General features: G+C 68.4%; 11 protein-coding genes and 1 pseudogene. 7 read left to right on the top strand and 5 right to left on the bottom strand.

The window, feature by feature from the left end; genetic code table 11:
• The first annotated feature begins 4 nt into the window (after positions 1 to 4).
• Together OH768_RS45995 and OH768_RS46000 are read left to right on the top strand one after the other, a co-directional pair.
• Positions 5 to 845: pseudogene (locus tag OH768_RS45995) on the top strand (aldo/keto reductase).
• 113 nt (positions 846 to 958) lie between these two features.
• Positions 959 to 1,843 (top strand): alpha/beta hydrolase, encoded by an 885-nt coding sequence (locus OH768_RS46000; protein ID WP_406462815.1) that lies wholly within the window; start codon positions 959 to 961, stop codon positions 1,841 to 1,843.
• A 513-nt stretch (positions 1,844 to 2,356) separates the two neighbouring features.
• Here the strand turns inward: OH768_RS46000 and OH768_RS46005 are convergent.
• From OH768_RS46005 to OH768_RS46020, 4 genes are read right to left on the bottom strand one after another with little or no spacing between them, the layout of a single operon-like run.
• Positions 2,357 to 3,337 carry an ABC transporter ATP-binding protein gene (locus OH768_RS46005; RefSeq protein ID WP_406462816.1) on the bottom strand — a complete coding sequence of 327 codons (981 nt, stop codon included), beginning with the start codon at positions 3,335 to 3,337 and terminating at the stop codon, positions 2,357 to 2,359.
• Positions 3,334 to 5,283 carry a dipeptide/oligopeptide/nickel ABC transporter permease/ATP-binding protein gene (locus OH768_RS46010; protein WP_406462818.1) on the bottom strand — a complete coding sequence of 650 codons (1,950 nt, stop codon included), beginning with the start codon at positions 5,281 to 5,283 and terminating at the stop codon, positions 3,334 to 3,336. The genes OH768_RS46005 and OH768_RS46010 overlap by 4 nt, the downstream gene beginning before the upstream one ends.
• On the bottom strand, positions 5,280 to 6,221 hold the full coding sequence (locus OH768_RS46015) for an ABC transporter permease (protein WP_406462820.1): 942 nt from the start codon (positions 6,219 to 6,221) through the stop codon (positions 5,280 to 5,282). The genes OH768_RS46010 and OH768_RS46015 overlap by 4 nt, the downstream gene beginning before the upstream one ends.
• Positions 6,221 to 7,780 carry an ABC transporter substrate-binding protein gene (locus tag OH768_RS46020; protein WP_406462821.1) on the bottom strand — a complete coding sequence of 520 codons (1,560 nt, stop codon included), beginning with the start codon at positions 7,778 to 7,780 and terminating at the stop codon, positions 6,221 to 6,223. Before OH768_RS46020 ends, OH768_RS46015 begins: the two co-directional genes overlap by 1 nt.
• Positions 7,781 to 9,027: 1,247 nt before the next feature.
• Here OH768_RS46020 and OH768_RS46025 point away from each other — a divergent pair.
• The 5 genes from OH768_RS46025 to OH768_RS46045 all read left to right on the top strand — a co-directional run bounded on the left by OH768_RS46025 (position 9,028) and on the right by OH768_RS46045 (position 12,931).
• Positions 9,028 to 10,545 carry a carboxylesterase/lipase family protein gene (locus OH768_RS46025; RefSeq protein ID WP_406462822.1) on the top strand — a complete coding sequence of 506 codons (1,518 nt, stop codon included), beginning with the start codon at positions 9,028 to 9,030 and terminating at the stop codon, positions 10,543 to 10,545.
• 93 nt (positions 10,546 to 10,638) lie between these two features.
• Positions 10,639 to 10,806: a hypothetical protein gene (locus OH768_RS46030; protein WP_405988345.1), complete on the top strand. Its 168-nt coding sequence runs from the start codon at positions 10,639 to 10,641 to the stop codon at positions 10,804 to 10,806.
• Positions 10,807 to 10,854: 48 nt separating this feature from the next.
• Positions 10,855 to 11,820: a Gfo/Idh/MocA family protein gene (locus OH768_RS46035; RefSeq protein ID WP_406462823.1), complete on the top strand. Its 966-nt coding sequence runs from the start codon at positions 10,855 to 10,857 to the stop codon at positions 11,818 to 11,820.
• A 15-nt stretch (positions 11,821 to 11,835) separates the two neighbouring features.
• On the top strand, positions 11,836 to 12,303 hold the full coding sequence (locus OH768_RS46040) for a fascin domain-containing protein (RefSeq protein ID WP_405988343.1): 468 nt from the start codon (positions 11,836 to 11,838) through the stop codon (positions 12,301 to 12,303).
• 58 nt (positions 12,304 to 12,361) lie between these two features.
• On the top strand, positions 12,362 to 12,931 hold the full coding sequence (locus OH768_RS46045) for an isochorismatase family protein (protein WP_329549364.1): 570 nt from the start codon (positions 12,362 to 12,364) through the stop codon (positions 12,929 to 12,931).
• A gap of 540 nt (positions 12,932 to 13,471) precedes the next feature.
• Here OH768_RS46045 and OH768_RS46050 read toward each other — a convergent pair.
• Complete coding sequence (locus OH768_RS46050) at positions 13,472 to 15,016, bottom strand: carboxylesterase/lipase family protein (RefSeq protein ID WP_406462825.1); 1,545 nt, start codon at positions 15,014 to 15,016, stop codon at positions 13,472 to 13,474.
• Between the last annotated feature and the right edge of the window lie 41 nt (positions 15,017 to 15,057).

Below are 15,057 nucleotides of genomic sequence, written 5' to 3' on the forward strand. Positions count from 1 at the left end.
TCTCATGCCCCCTGCACCGCTTGTACCGCTTCACACGTTGAACGATGGCCATATCGTTCCCGCCATAGGTCTGGGCACCGCGCCCATGGACGACGCACAGTCAGAGGACGCCGTCCGGCACGCCCTGCGGGCCGGCTACCGCCTGATCGACACCGGCGCCGCCTACCACAACGAGCAGGGTGTCGGCCTGGCCGTCGTCACCGCGGGAGTCCCCCGAGAGGAGATCCGTGTCCTGACCAAGCTGCCCGGCCGGGACCACGGCTTCGAGGAGACTCTCGCGTCCTTCGAGCAGGCCCGCCGACGGCTGGCCCTCGACTACGTCGACCTGTACCTCATCCACTGGCCCCTGCCCCTGCCAGACCGCTACCCGGACTCCTGGCGGGCGATGATCAGACTCCGTGAGGAGGAGCTGGTCCGCTCGATCGGGGTGTCCGACTTCACCGCGGCACACATCCGGCGGCTGGAGCGGGAGACCGGTGTGGTGCCCTCGCTCGACCAGATCGAGATGCACCCCGCGTACCCGCAGGACGACCTAGGATGCCGTGCACTCCGAGCACGGCATCCTCACCGTGGCCTACAGCCCTCTCGGCCGGGGGAACGGCCTGGTCGAGGACCCGGCTGTACTGGCCGTGGCCCGCGCCCACAAGGCCACCCCGGCCCAGGTGGTGCTCCGTCGGCACGTGCAGCTGGGTGTGGTCCCCCTGCCCAGGTCAGGTGATCCGGGGCGACGGCTGGAGAACCTGGACGTGTTCGGCTTCGAACTGTCGCAGGACGATATGGCCAGGATCAGGGACCGCCCACGAGGCCGTATCGGACACGATCCCGAGACCCACGAAGAACTCTGACCGCGCAGCCGACCGGGCCCGGCACCCGGGCATCCCACATCCGGGTACCGACAACCGCTTCCTGCAAGACCACGCCCTATTACCCCCACCGGTGAAGAATGAGGACCGCATACATGACCGCGCCCACCGCACACACTCCAGAGCACATCCCGGAATACACCCCGGAAGAACTCGCCGTCTTCGAACAGCAGTGGATCGACACCGTCCAGGAGGACCAGGAGCTCACCCGGTTCGGCCTCTACCCACAGGGATCGCGCGACCGCGGCAAGGGGGAGCTCCAGGGCAGTTACCAGATCTACCTGCCGCCCGCCTACGAAGACGATCCGGATGCCCGCTTCCCGGTCGTCTACTGGCTGCACGGTGGCTTCGGCAACGCCCGCCAGGGCGGCGCCGCGGTGCAGCGGATCGACGCCGCGATCCGCGTCGGCGCCATGCCGCCGACCATCGTGGTGCTGCCGCAAGCCCTGCCCATCGGTTGGTACGTCGACTCCAAGGACGGCGCGCGCCCGGTGGAGCAGACGATCGCCGGCGACCTGGTCAACCATGTCGACGCCACCTACCGGACGATCCCCGGGCCGTGGGCGAGAACGATCGAGGGCTTCTCGATGGGAGGCTTCGGCGCACTCCACATCGGCTTCAAGTACCCCAAGATCTTCGCCTGGGTGTCAGCCATCGCTCCGCCCCTGTTGAAAGACCTCTCGCTGGAGCCCGACGAGCGGGTCGCGAACACGTTCTTCGGAGACCAGGCGTACTACGACGCGGTCAGCCCCTGGACGCTGCTTCTCGCCAACTCCCCGGAGATCAGGAACCACTCGAAGGTCCGGCTGATGGTCGGCTCCCGGGACGAGCGCCTGGTCGGCGTTGTCCGTGAGATGGACGAGATGCTCGCCACGTTCGGGGTCGAGCACGAGTACCACGTGGTGGCAGGGGCCGACCACGACTATCCGGTACTTCTCGACGGTCTCGGCGAGCGGTACGCCGCCTTCTGGCGGAAGTGACCACATGACAGCTCCCGACCTTCCCGTTCGGACCGAGCACGGGTCAGGTGACGGGAGTGGTGTCCCTGGATGTACCAGTCGAACCGTGTGCCCGTCCGTGCCGCGTATCTGCTTGCCGGGTGCGCATTCTGTCCGCCGCGCGACTGCGGCGGACACGGGATTCTTCGGCTCCGCCTGGATCACCGCCTCCGCCATGACGGGTAGAGGCCGTAGGCGACATTCACCTGGCCGGGAGCCGATCCCCGTCCCGCGAACCGCAAGTCGATCGTCCCCGCGTGCGTCTCGTCGGCGCATACCCGGCCTCGGGTCAAGGCCCAGGATCATGTCCGGGTTCGGCCTGGTCGGGCGGAGCGGTCCGTGCTCCTGGCGTCACAGCCGGTACGGCAGGTCCTGAGTGCCACATGGGCTTCCGTGCGATCGGCGCTGAGGAACCTCCGCGGTACGGATCGGCGCGGAGGCCTCGGCGTTGGCGGTGCGGTCGCAGCAGGCGTTGTGCATCCGCTTCGGTGTTCTTCACCCGGGAGGTGAATACCCGGCCAACTCCTCTGCCCGGATACAGGCGACCTGGGTTCCTCCTGGCGCCGCCACGAGCGGCGGGCGTTCGCGCCGGCACGCGTCGATGACGTGGGGGCATCGCGCGGCGAAGGGGCAGCCGGAACCGGTCGGGGGCGCCGAGACATGCTCGGCGGGGGTCGCGACTGCCCGCCGGGCGGCCTGCCGGTCCGGGTCGGCGACCGGGACCGCTTGCAACAGCGCGCGGGTGTACGGATGTCCGGGCTTGGTACAGACGGCTTCCGCCGGACCGGATTCCATGACCATGCCGCGGTAGAGGACGACGATACGGTCCGAGATGTGGCGCACGACGGAGACGTTGTGGGCGACGAACAGGTAGCCGAGCCGGTACTCGCGCTGGAGGTCCCGCAGGAGGTTGAGGACCTGGGCCTGGACCGACAGGTCGAGCGCGCTGACGGCCTCGTCGCAGACGACCAGGCGCGGTGAGGGCATCAGGGCCCGAGCGATCGCGATGCGCTGGCGCTGCCCGCCGGAGAACTCCCGGGGGTACCGGCGCAGTGCGTCGGGTTCCAGGCCCACCCGTGCCAGCATGTCGGCTGCCTGGTCGTGTGCGGTCTGCCCGGACGCGAGCCGGTGTGCGAGCAGCGGCTCTGTCAGCGTCTGCGCGACTGTTCGGGTGGGGCTGAGGGAGCCGTAGGGGTCCTGGAAGACCACCTGCATGTCCCTGCTCAGCCGGCGCCGCTGCGACCTGCCGGCATGCGTGATGTCCTCGTCCTCGAAACGTATGGTGCCCGCACGGGCCTTGGCCAGGCCGAGCACCGCGCGGGCGATCGTGGTCTTGCCCGATCCGGATTCGCCGACCAGGCCGACGGTCTCGTCGGCTCCGACGTCGAGGCTGACGTCTTCGACAGCGCATACGTGGCGCCGGCCGACGTGATAGTCGACGCTCAGTCCTTGGACCGAGAGCAAGTTCGTTGTCATGGTGTCCTCGCCGGTTGAACCTTCTGCCAGTTGACGCATCTGACCTGGTGGAGCCCCTCGTCGTCCGGTGCTGTGCTGAGGAGCGGGATCGGTTCGCGCGTGCACTCCGGGCCGGCCAGGTGGCAGCGCGGCTCGAAGCGGCAGGCCTTGGACCGGCGGCTCGGGGGCGGCACCATGCCCGGGATGGCCGGTAGTTCACCGATGCCGCTCCAGCGCTCCGGATTGCATTCCTGCAAGCCGAGTGTGTAGGGATGGTGCGGGTGGTGGAAGAGGTTGCGGATCGGTGCCTCCTCCACGATCTGGCCCGCGTACATGACGACGGCGCGGTCGCAGAGGTCGGCGACGACCCCCCAGTCGTGGGTGACGAGGATGACCGACATGCCTGTCTCGGCCTGCAAGGTGCGCAGCAGCGCGAGGATTTCGGCCTGCACCGTCACGTCGAGGGCGGTGGTGGGCTCGTCGGCGACAAGGATGCGGGGCCCGGTCGCGAGCGCTTGGGCGATGCAGACCCGCTGCGCCATGCCGCCGGACAGTTCGTGCGGGTAGCGGCGGTAGACGTCCGCGGGGTCTGGCAGGCGGACCTGCTCCAGCAACGTGAGGACCCTTTCGCGAGCCTCACGCCGTGACAGCTTCTCGTGTGCGCGGATCGTCTCCGCCAGCTGGGAGCCGACGCGGAACGACGGATCGAGACTGGACATCGGTTCCTGGAACACCATCGCGATCTCGCTGCCGCGGACATCGGCGAGCTGGCGTTCGGTCATCGCCGCGAGATCCCGGCCGCCCGACATGACGTGCCCGGAGCTGATCCGTCCGTTTTCGGGCAGCAGGCCCAGCAGGGCCAGCGAGGTGACGGACTTGCCGCAGCCGGACTCGCCGACGAGGCCGAGCACCTCACCTGGACGCAGGGTGAAGGACACTCCGTCGACCACCGTGACCGGACCGTCCGGTGTGTCGAACTCGACGCTCAGTCCCCGCACGCTCAGCGCACCCGGTTCGGTGGCGTCCAGGGAATCCGGCGCGGCGGCCTCCGTCGGGCGTGTGCGCGGCGCCGCTGGGCGCCCGGTCTGCGCGGTCCCGGACCAGCGTTCCACGGCCGCGTCCCGCACCGCGTCGCCCACCAGGCCGAACGCCATGATGGTGAGCGCGATGATGCCGCCGCTCGGGACCAGCAGCCAGGGGTCCTGGTTGATGGCGTCCGAGGCCTCCCCCACCATCCCGCCCCAGCTCGGGGCCGGGGACTGGATTCCCAGGCCGAGGAACGCCAGACCGCTTTGCAGTGCCAGCGCGATCCCGGCGTACAGCGAGGTCTGCACGATGACGGGGCCGGCGATGCGGGGGAGTACGTGGCGGCTGACGATCCGAGGGTCGGTGACCCCGGACGTTCGGGCCGCCGCCACGTACAGCTCCTCGCGCACCGCGATGACCGCGCTGCGGATGACCCGGATGACTCCGGCGGAGCCGAGGATGCCGATGGTGATCATCGCCACCGTCATCGAGGAGCCGAACACCGACAGGACCGCGAGGGCCACGACGATGGTGGGCACCGAGAGCATCAGGTCTGTCACGTTGCTGACCACCCGGTCGGTCCAGCCGCCCAGGTAGCCGGCGGCCAGGCCGACGGGCAGGCTGATGGCCAGCAGCACCGCAACGCATTCCAGAACGCCGAGCAGGGTGTCCTGGCCGCCGTACAGCAGCCGGCTGAGCACGTCACGGCCCAGCTCGTCGGTGCCGAGCAGGTTGGCTGAGCTCGGGGTGGCCAGGACGTGGTCGAGCTTCTGCGCAAGTGGCGGATAGGGGGCGACGACCGGGGCCAGTGCGCAGGCCAGGGCGAGCAGCAGGAGATACGCGGCGCTGATCACGCCGAGCGGTTTTCGCGCGACTCGCCGCAGGAAGGTGCCGGCGGCGAGTGCGCCCGGCCGCTCGGCATGGTCGGTCTGGGTGGTCACTGGTGTCTCACTTTCGGATTGAGCAGCCCGTAGAGCACGTCCAGGACCAGGTTCACGATGACGACGAGGACGGTGAAGTACAGCACCGCCCCTTCGATGATCGGTATGTCGTGCTGGTTGGTCGCGTTGACGGCGATGCTGCCGAGCCCGGGGAGCACGAAGACCGCCTCGATGAACACCGAGGCACTCAGTGCGCTGACGAACGCCAGCCCGATCACGGTGACCACAGGAATGGCGCCGTTGCGCAGCGCGTGCTTCCAGATGATGGACCGGCGCGGGATGCCGTTGGCCCGTAGCGTGCGGATGTAGTTGCTGGCCAGTGCGTCCTTCATGGAGTCCCTGGTCTGCTTCGCGATACTCGCGATGCCGACGAGTCCGAGTGCGGTGACCGGGAGGCACAGCGCCCACAGCCAGGTGCCGAACGACTGCGTGGGCGAGACGTACCCGGTGGCGGGAAAGGCGCGCAGCGCGACAGCGAACGCCTCGACCAGGACCAGCGCGACCCAGAATCCGGGAAGAGCCAGGCCGACGAGGGACAGTGCTTCCACGAAACGCCCGAGCACTCCGCCGCGTACGGCGCTGACCACGCCGAGCAGGATTCCGACCACCGCGGCGAACACGGTGGCCAGCAGCACCAGGGAAAGCGTGACCGGGAGCCGCTGGTTCAGCGTCGCCGAAACCGGCTGGCCGGTGAAAACGGATGTGCCGAGACTGCCGTGGACCAGGTTGTCGAGGTAGTGGCCGTACTGAGACCACAGGGGCTTGTCGAGGCCGAGTTGGTCCCGAAGCTTGTTGTAGGCCTCGGTGGACCCGCTCGCTCCGATGAGGGCGCGAGCGGTGTCACCGGGGACCAGCGATTCCAGCACGAACGTCACCGCGGTCACCATGACGAGCAGCGGGACCGACAGGGCGAGGCGCCGAGCTATCAGGGTCAGCATTACGGATGAAGCTCTACGACGTTGAGATGGGCGCCGGGCAGCTGGCTCGGGATGCCGTTGACCCCGTGGGAGAACACCACCGTGTCGATCTGGACGACGGGGACTGTGTACGCCTGCTTGACCGCGACCGCGGCGACGTCGGCCATCTGCGCGGCAAGCTGGGACTGCGAGGCCTTCGAGGCCTGGGCGAACTTGCTCAGGAACGAGGCGTCGGTGGCGTGGTAGGGGTTGAGGCCCCCCTTGGCCGACCACAGCACGCCCACCTGGAGGAACATCGGCTGGCCGTTCCACGCCACGGACAGGGCGCCGGCCCGGTACATGTTGGTGGACATCGCCGGGTAGCTGGCTGATGACACCAGCTTGACCTTGACCCCGATGGCGGCCCACTGCTGGGCGATTGCCTGCACCATCTGCTTGGTCTGCGGATCGAACGACGTGTACGTCAGGGACGTGGAGAAACCGTTCGGGTAGCCGGCCTGGGCCAGCAGCTGCTTCGCCTTGGCCGGGTCGTACGTGTAGTAGTTCGCCAGCGACGGCACGTACTCGTCGAAGCCCTTCGTTGTCGGCTGGGCGGTGGCCGAACCGAGCGCACCGTACACGGCCTTGGCGATGCCGGACCGGTCCACGGCGTAGTTCAGCGCCTGGCGGACCTGCGGGCTGGCCAGGGCCTTGGTCTTGGTCCCTTCGCGGTCGAGCAGGAAGACCCCGTTCCACTGCGTGGGACCGGTGTTGGTGACGGTCAGTCCTGCGGACTTGGCAGTCGGCATCTGTTGCGCCGAGCCGAACATCAGGTCGACCTGACCGGTCTGCAGGGCCGACAGCTCAGCGGTCTGGTCGGCGATGACCTTGATGACGACCTTCTTGTAGTGGACGCTCGACTTGTCGTAGTAGGCGGGGTTGGCGGTGAACGTGTAGTGCTCCCCGGACACCGTCGCGCCGGAGTCCAGGACGTAGGGGCCCGCGCCGGACGGCTTGCTGGTCAGCGAGCTCTTCGCTTTCAGGCCGGCCGGGCTGATGATGTCGCCCGCCAGGAAGTTCTGGGACAGCAGGAGCGGGAACTCCGGGTTCGCCGTCTTGCTGGTCAGGGTGACCGTGTCGGCTCCGGAGGCGGTGACTTTCACGCCCGCCAGGTTGCCCGTCGTCGGGCCGAAGCCGGTGGTGAAGTAGTTGATCGAGTCGGCCACGGCCTGCGCGGTGACCGGTGAGCCGTCGGAGAACTTGACGCCGCTGCGGATGGTCAGCTGGAAGCGCGTGTTCCCCTCACCGAGGTAGCGCCACGAGGAGGCCAGCCCCGGCGAATAGGTAGCGCTGCCGGTTTGCCTGATCAGCGGCTCGTAAGCGAGCTGCATCGGGTACAGGCCGTTGCCGTTGTCCGCGCGCGACGGGTCGAAGCTGGCCGGCGCCGAGTTCACCGCGATGGTCAGGGTGGTCGACTTGGCGCCGGAGGACGCGTTGGTGCCGCCCACCGCCCCGCCTCCGGAGCACGCGCTGAGGGCCATCAGGCCCATGGCGCCGACGGCAAACGGCCATACGGGCTTGCGGTTCGATCTTGGAAGCATCGTTGATTCCACTCCTTGATCACGATTTGCAGGTGCTGATGTAGCTGATGTACTAAAGGAGACCGGGGGATGGTCCAGTCAGTGGTGCCCGACGAGGTGGTCTGACCACCTCGTCAAGGCGCTTGCTCTCGGCCTCGGTCGGTCCGAGGCCGGCTGCCGCGAGCAGGGTCGGCATATGTGCCACCGTGCGCGCGCCGGCGGAGAGCGGTTCGCGGCGCCGTCGTGTTCCGACCGGTATCTCTGGGTGAGGAAATCCGGCCCGTGCGCCTTGTCTCCCTCCGGTAGAAGGGCGTCGGCGGTGTCTGGGGATTTGCCGCCGCTGACCCGGTAGGCGTCAAGTGGCAGATGGGATTGCGTACGGTCGGCGTTCATGCCGAGGGCCGTCCTGCCGAGGTGATGGAGAAGGCCGACGAATCGGTCGACATGGGGATACGCCGAATGCTCGGGTGAGCACAACTCCTGAAAAGCCAGGCTCTATGATCGGCCGCGACCCGCAGCCGGGACCCGCGGATATGAGGAGAACACTGCTCGGCTGTCGCGGGTGTGCCCGAGACAGCGTTCGACCTCATCGGGTGGGCTGCAAGTCGCGGTGGACGGAGGGAGTTACCCGGAGGTCGCCGCGAATGCGTGGTGTGGAGCGCGGAACCCGGTTCCTGGCAGCACGGGCCCCACCCGGATCAGCAGGGTGGTGTCAGTCCGTGTCGTGCGCGAGGGAGCGGGGTGAACACGCTGCCCTGTTTCCACTTGGGCCGCTCGCACCATCCGGCCGAGTCGTCGCCCGCCGGCCTTCCGGCTCCGCAGCGGGGGCGTCCTGGCACGTCGGCACGGCCCTCGGGGCCGGGCCGTGCGCAGCGTGAGGTGTGACCTGTGACCAGCGATCCCGTCATCATGTCCCTCCTCTGCTCGGCAGCCTGCGGGGCCGTATGCCCTGCTGAGTCAGAGGGTTACGAACACGTGACGTCGCTGTCAACAGTTTCGCCTTGAGAACCTGAGGTCTCTGCTCATCCTTAGATTGCGCGGGGGGAATGTCCACGACGGGCTCAGACACTTTACCCTCGTCGAACCGGTGCCCCGCGGGGCACCACTTCTGGCGTTCGGATGCGCCATTCAAAGGGACAGCAGCCAGTCGGCTCCGGTTCAGGGCCGCGACTGGTGCCGTCCTGTCTGCCGGCACGGGGCCACGGCGGCCACCGGTCCGGATCACCCGTCGCGGATACCCGTCGTTGACGAAAGAAATTCCGATCTTGATGAGTGAACCTCTCAACCGTCAGCCGGTTCCGACCGAGTCCGGCCTGGTGGCCGGTACCCCGGCCAAGCTGCCTGGCGTCACCGTGTTCAAGGGGATCCCCTACGCAGCGGCTCCCAGCGGTCCGCTGCGATGGCGTCCGCCGCAGCCGCCCGCGCCGTGGACAGGCGTGCGAAACGCCGCGCACTTCGGTCCGGTCTGCCCGCAGACGCCCCGCGGCCAGCAGCTCCGGATGAGCGAGGACTGCCTGTCCCTCAACGTGTGGACGGCAGCGGAACCCTCGGACCGCACTCCGGTACTGGTGTGGATTCACGGCGGCCGGTTCATCATGGGCGCGGGCTCCGAGCCCCTGTACGACGGAGCCGCGCTCGCCGGCGCCGGGCTGGTGGTCGTGACGCTCAACTACCGGCTCGGCGTACTCGGCTTCCTGGCCACCCCCGAGCTCAGCGCGGAATCCGATCACGGAAGTTCCGGCAACTACGGCCTGCTCGACCAGATCGCCGCCCTGCGCTGGGTGCGGGACAACATCGCGGCATTCGGCGGAGACCCGGACCGCGTGACGATCGCGGGCCAGTCCGCCGGCGGCGCCTGTGTCCAGGACCTGATGTACTCGCCGCCCGCGCGGGGACTGTTCCATGGCGCCATCGCCGAAAGCGGCGCTCGCCATCCGCGCGACCCGTCACTGGCCTATCTGGCCAGTTCCTACCGCACCCGGGAGCATGCCGAAGCCGAGGGAACCCGGTATCTCCAGGACCTCGGCGTCGCGACGCTCGAAGAACTGCGCGCCCTTCCGTTGCCGGACCTGCTGCGCGGCAATGACGCGGACCAGGCCGGAGGAGGCCACCAGCCTCCGCTGTTCCGGCCGGTCCGCGACGGCTGGGTGTTTCCCCACAGCTACGCCGAAGCGCTGGCCCTCGGGACGCAGGCCGATATCCCCGTCATCACCGGAACCAACAAGGACGAGGACGGCGCCTCCCCGAAACCGCACGTCAACCTGGCGGAATACACCGCCTCCGCCCGCCGCCACCTCCGCGACAGCGCCGACGACTACCTCGCCCTGTACCCCGCGTCCACCGACGCGGAAGCCGGCCGGCAGTCCAGCGAAGCCGCCCGCGACCACGCGCGCACCTCCACCTGGCTCTGGGCCACCGAATGGGCCAAACACGCCCGCAGCCCGGTCTACACCTACTACTGGACGCACGTGCCACCGGGGCCGGACGCGGAATCCGCAGGTGCCTACCACGGATCCGAGATCAACTACTTCCTGAACAACCTCTATGCCACCGACCGGCCATGGACGGCAGAAGACCACCGGATCGCCGAGACGGTATCCCGGTACGTCGTCAACTTCGCCGCCACCGGCGACCCCAACGGACCGGCACTGCCGCAGTGGGTGCCGGCCGATCCAGCAGCCCCGGCGACGATGGAGATCGGCGACCGCTTCGGTCCCGTCCCGGCCGCGGAGCCGCCCAGGCTCGACTTGCACCGTCGGCTCATGGCGGACCAACGGGCCTGGTGACGCCCGCTCACACGCCAACAGACGCACCTGGATGAACACCCTCCGGCCAAGCACCGTGACGACCACCGTCACCCCGTCATGAGGGGAAAGCCAATGGCTCAGTACTTCGACGTGCCGACGATCCCCACCGGGTCGGCCACGCAACTCGTGTCCGTCGTCATTGAGGACGGCCGGCAGCACGGCCGGTCGTTCGCCGCCACCGTCGCCGACAACCGGGCGAGCGGCTGGATGCCGCAGGAGTCCGCCGTCTTCGACTGGTAGCAGCCGGGCACCCGGCCGGCTGCCGCTTCACCTGAAAAGAGAAGATCCATGCAAACCCGAACCCGCTGGGCCGTCCTCGGCACCGGCTACCTCGCCCAGACCGCGATGCCGGACCTCCAACGCACCGAGAACGTCGAGGTGGTGGCGGTCGGCTCGCGAGATGCCGAGCGTGCCGCAGGATTCGCCCGCCGGTGGGGCATCCCCCGCCACTACGGGAGTTACGAAACGCTGCTCGCCGACGGCGGTTTCGATCTCGCCTACATCGCGACCCCGCCGAGCACGCACGCACCGCTCGCCCGCCTCGCGCTCGAATCCGGATTCCACACCCTGGTCGAAAAGCCCTTCACCCTGGACGCCGACGAGGCCGCCGGACTCGCGGACCTTGCTCGCGAACACGGCCGGTTCCTGATGGAAGCCATGTGGACCCGGTTCAACCCGGCGATCCGCGCGGTCGGCAAACTCATCGGCGACGGGGCGATCGGCGAGGTGGTCAGCGTGCACGCGGACTTCGGGCTGCGCCTGCCGGCCCACCACAACGCCTACAACCCCGCTCTCGGCGCCGGTGCCCTTTACGACCTGGGCTGCTACAACGTGGCCTTGGCTCACCACGTGCTCGGCCCTCCGACCGGTATTGAGGCCCGCGGCGCCCTCTCGCCACAGGGATTCGAGCTCACCGCTGCCGCCTACCTCGGCTATCCGGACTCCCGCTTCGCCCAGTTGGCCGTGAGCATGATCAGCCGGATGTCCCCAGTGGCCCGGATAGGCGGTACCGAGGGCGAGATCGTCATCGGCCCGACCTTCCTGAACCCAAGATCGTATGAACTGATCCGCGAACACCGGGAGTTGTTCAACGTCGAACTCGAAGGGGCCGGCTGGGTCCCGATGTTCCGCGAGGTGAGCGAAGCCGTACAAACAGGACTGACCGAACTCGGCACCAATCCGCTCGCGGACTCGATCGCCGTGATGCGCACCATGGACGCCATTCGCCGCTCCATAGCGGCACCCGCTCAGTGACCAGAGGAGACCAGCATGCCTGTCGTAGTGATTCAGTCCGCCGAATTCGGCATCTACCTCCGCATGGATGCGCGGGAGGTCACCAGCAAGGCCGATGACGGCTCCGGGACGGTCAACTGCCAGTACCAGATCGCGCCGTGGGAGATTTTCGAGATCTCAGCCGCTGACGACGACGGCGCAGTGACGATCGCCTCGGTCTCGTTCCCCGGCGTCTACCTCCGAATGGATGCCCACGGGGCGCCCCCGTTCGCCTCCGACAGCTCTGGAGGCACCGTCAACTGCCAGTACGGGGTCGGTGAGTGGGCGAAGTTCCGGCTGGAGGAGCAGGCCGACGGCACGTTCCTCATCGGCTCGGCCGCGTTCCCCGGTGCCTACCTGAGAATCGACGGGCGCGGCGTGAACGAGGCCGAACCCCACGGCGGGATCGTCAGCTGCACCTACGTCCCAGGCGGGTGGGAGAGGGTCCGCCTGATCCCGCAGTGATCCCGCCGTGCCGCTCGGTCCGGCAGTCCCGCCACACTTACCGAAACGGAGCCTTCCGGTGACCATCAGCAAGCTCGATACCAGGACCGCCCTTGTCCTCAACGACATGCAGAAGGGCGTACTCCGCTTGCCCCTTGCCCCGCAATCGAGAGACGAGGTGGTCACACGGTGTGTCAAGCTTGCCGCTGCCTTTCAGCGGCACCGGCTACCAGTGATCCTCGTGGCGATCGGGGGCCCGGCTCCGGGCCGAGTCGAGCAGGACCTCGACCTGCCGGAGCCCCCTGGTCCCGACTTCGCCGAGATCATCGATGAGTTCGCCGACCAGCTGCACGACCTTGTCATCCCCACCTTCCGATGGGGCGCCTTCCACGGAACCCACCTCGACTCGGAACTCCGGCAGCGCGGCATCACGCAACTGGTATTCGGCGGAGTTTCCACCAGCTCCGGCATCGAGTCGAGCGCCCGGTCCGCATTCGACCTCGGCTACAACGTCAGTGTCGCCGTCGACGCGGTCTCGGATTTCGATGCCGCAGCCCACCGGAATTCGATCGGGCGGGTCTTCCCCCGGATCGCCGAGTCGGATGTCACCGACCGCATCATCGAGCTGCTCGACGGCCGCGCCCCGTAGGCGAAAGATCAGCGAAGTCAGAGGGAAATGGCCCCCGATGCCAGATCCCACCGAGGAAACCCGCCGGCCCACCGCGGCCGAGACGGAGTGGATCGTCCCGGTCGCCGCGGTGAGCGGCGGCCGGGACGGGGACACGGCAGGGCCCCGGCGGTGAGGTACGCGGGGCGCTGACCGGGATGTACCACTGACGCTGGGACCTCGTCCTGGCCCGGTTCGCGTTGGTTCTCGGCCCTCCGCGTGGGCCGGGTCGGACGCGCACCGGGCCCGGCGCCTCCGCTGCGCGGATGACGCGGTCGAGGGAGGGCGACGACTGCGAGGTCGGCCAGGCTGCGTTCGACGTGCGCCCACACGCCCTCGACGGGGTTGAGGCCTGGCGAGTAGGCGGGCGGCAGGCACACCGTCAGCCATGTACGCTCAGCGATCAACTCCCGCATGGCGTGGTGGAGATGCGGGTTGAGCCGGCCCCACGCCAGCACGATCAGCGCTTTGACGAGTCGGTGGACGCCGTCGACCAGCGCCACCTCCGTCGATTCCTTGTTGTCACCGCTTGGGGCGCGCGGCGAAGAAGCGCCGGAAGAAATCCAGTTCGGTCGCGCTCGCGACCGCCCGGGGTCTGAACGCGTCACCGAGTTCCATGGTCAGCGGCGCACCGTCGAACCGCCGCCAAACGGGCAGGTGGCCGCTGTTGGGGTCACCCGTCTTGAGGAAGTTCGAGACGTACGACGACATGACCCCTGCGATCGTACGGTCGTTGTGCGTCCACGGCCTTTCGGAATTCGCCGCCAGGCTGTTGAAGACGTAGTAGATCTCCGATCCGTGAAATGCTCCCCGCGTGCCGGCGTCGTGCCCGGCCGGAGCGTGCGTCCAGTAGTACGTGCGCGGCGCGGTCCCGCCGGCTTGCGACCATGCCTCCGCCCAGAGATAGGTCGATGAACGCGAGTGCGCGCGTGCCGACTCGTTCCAGCGAGTACGCGCCTCTTCGTCGCTCTGCGCGGGGAACAGCGAGAGGAATTCCTCCGCCATCTCCCCGTACACCGTGTGCGCGTGCTCAAGGTATTGCGCCAGGGTGGTCGTCGGCAGTGGCGATGCTCCGTCTTCGTCGAGATTGCCACCCGTGATCACCGGGATGTCGCGGTGGTGAGCTCCCGCAAGCGAGTCGTCGTACGTTCGCCGGAGCACCACTTCGTCGAGCACGGGTCGGAACAACGGGGGGCGATGACCGTCCGGCCCCGGTTCGTCCGCGTCGTTGCCCACGAGCAGTTGCTCCACGGGCAGCTCACGCAACTCGGCCAGGGTGTTGACTCCGTGCTTGTGCATCCACTCCTCGCCCTGGCTCAGAGCATCGTCGCGGCGCCGGTACGACGCGGCGACGAAGTCGAGGGAAGGGTCTCCCGGGTGAAGGGCACCGCTCTCCGCGATGGCGCCGTGCAGGAGGTCCTGGGACAGCGGCGAATAGACGAGGTCCATCACGCATGCGGCACCGGCGGACTGCCCGGCGACGGTGACGCGGCCGGGGTCGCCACCGAATGTGGCGATGTTGCGTTGCACCCACTGCAGGGCCGCGATCTGATCGAGCAAGCCGTAGTTGCCCACGGTGCCCGCGGCGGCGCCGCCTCCCGCGAACGACTCCTCCAGGAGCTCGCCGGTCGCGAGGAAGCCGAAGACTCCACTGCGGTAGTTGAGGGTGATGACGACGACGCCGGTCGACGCGAGCGCCGCACCATCGAAGGTCGGGTCGCTTCCGTGTCCGGAGATGAACCTACCGCCGTAGATCCACACCAGGACGGGCCGTCGTTCGTCGTCGACCCCCGCGGTCCATACGTTCACGGCGAGGCAGTCCTCACTCATCGGGAGCGTCCCAGGCCCCGCGTTCTGAGGGCAGACCGGGCCGAATCGGGCCGCGTCCCGCACGCCCGACCAGGGCGTGGCCGGTTGCGGTGGGCGCCATCGATTCTCACCGGCGGTGCTCGCGGCGTAAGGGATGCCGCGGAAGACTGTGACACCCGGCTGTGCGGTTGAGGCGCCTCGTACGGTGCCGAGGTCGGTTACCGCGATGGGCGCGGTCGACTTCGCTGTCTGGTGCACAGCTGCTGCTCCATGGTCGTTCGGTCCACGTGGATCTGTCC

Source organism: Streptomyces sp. NBC_01622 (assembly GCF_045209635.1).
Lineage (GTDB): Bacteria > Actinomycetota > Actinomycetes > Streptomycetales > Streptomycetaceae > Streptomyces.

Coding starts and splice junctions, on each gene's coding strand:
- OH768_RS46000 (WP_406462815.1), top strand. CDS start 959: ATGACCGCGCCCACCGCACACACTCCAGAGCACATCCCGGAATACACC.
- OH768_RS46030 (WP_405988345.1), top strand. CDS start 10,639: ATGGCTCAGTACTTCGACGTGCCGACGATCCCCACCGGGTCGGCCACG.
- OH768_RS46005 (WP_406462816.1), bottom strand. CDS start 3,337: ATGACAACGAACTTGCTCTCGGTCCAAGGACTGAGCGTCGACTATCAC.
- OH768_RS46020 (WP_406462821.1), bottom strand. CDS start 7,780: ATGCTTCCAAGATCGAACCGCAAGCCCGTATGGCCGTTTGCCGTCGGC.
- OH768_RS46035 (WP_406462823.1), top strand. CDS start 10,855: ATGCAAACCCGAACCCGCTGGGCCGTCCTCGGCACCGGCTACCTCGCC.
- OH768_RS46015 (WP_406462820.1), bottom strand. CDS start 6,221: ATGCTGACCCTGATAGCTCGGCGCCTCGCCCTGTCGGTCCCGCTGCTC.
- OH768_RS46025 (WP_406462822.1), top strand. CDS start 9,028: ATGAGTGAACCTCTCAACCGTCAGCCGGTTCCGACCGAGTCCGGCCTG.
- OH768_RS46040 (WP_405988343.1), top strand. CDS start 11,836: ATGCCTGTCGTAGTGATTCAGTCCGCCGAATTCGGCATCTACCTCCGC.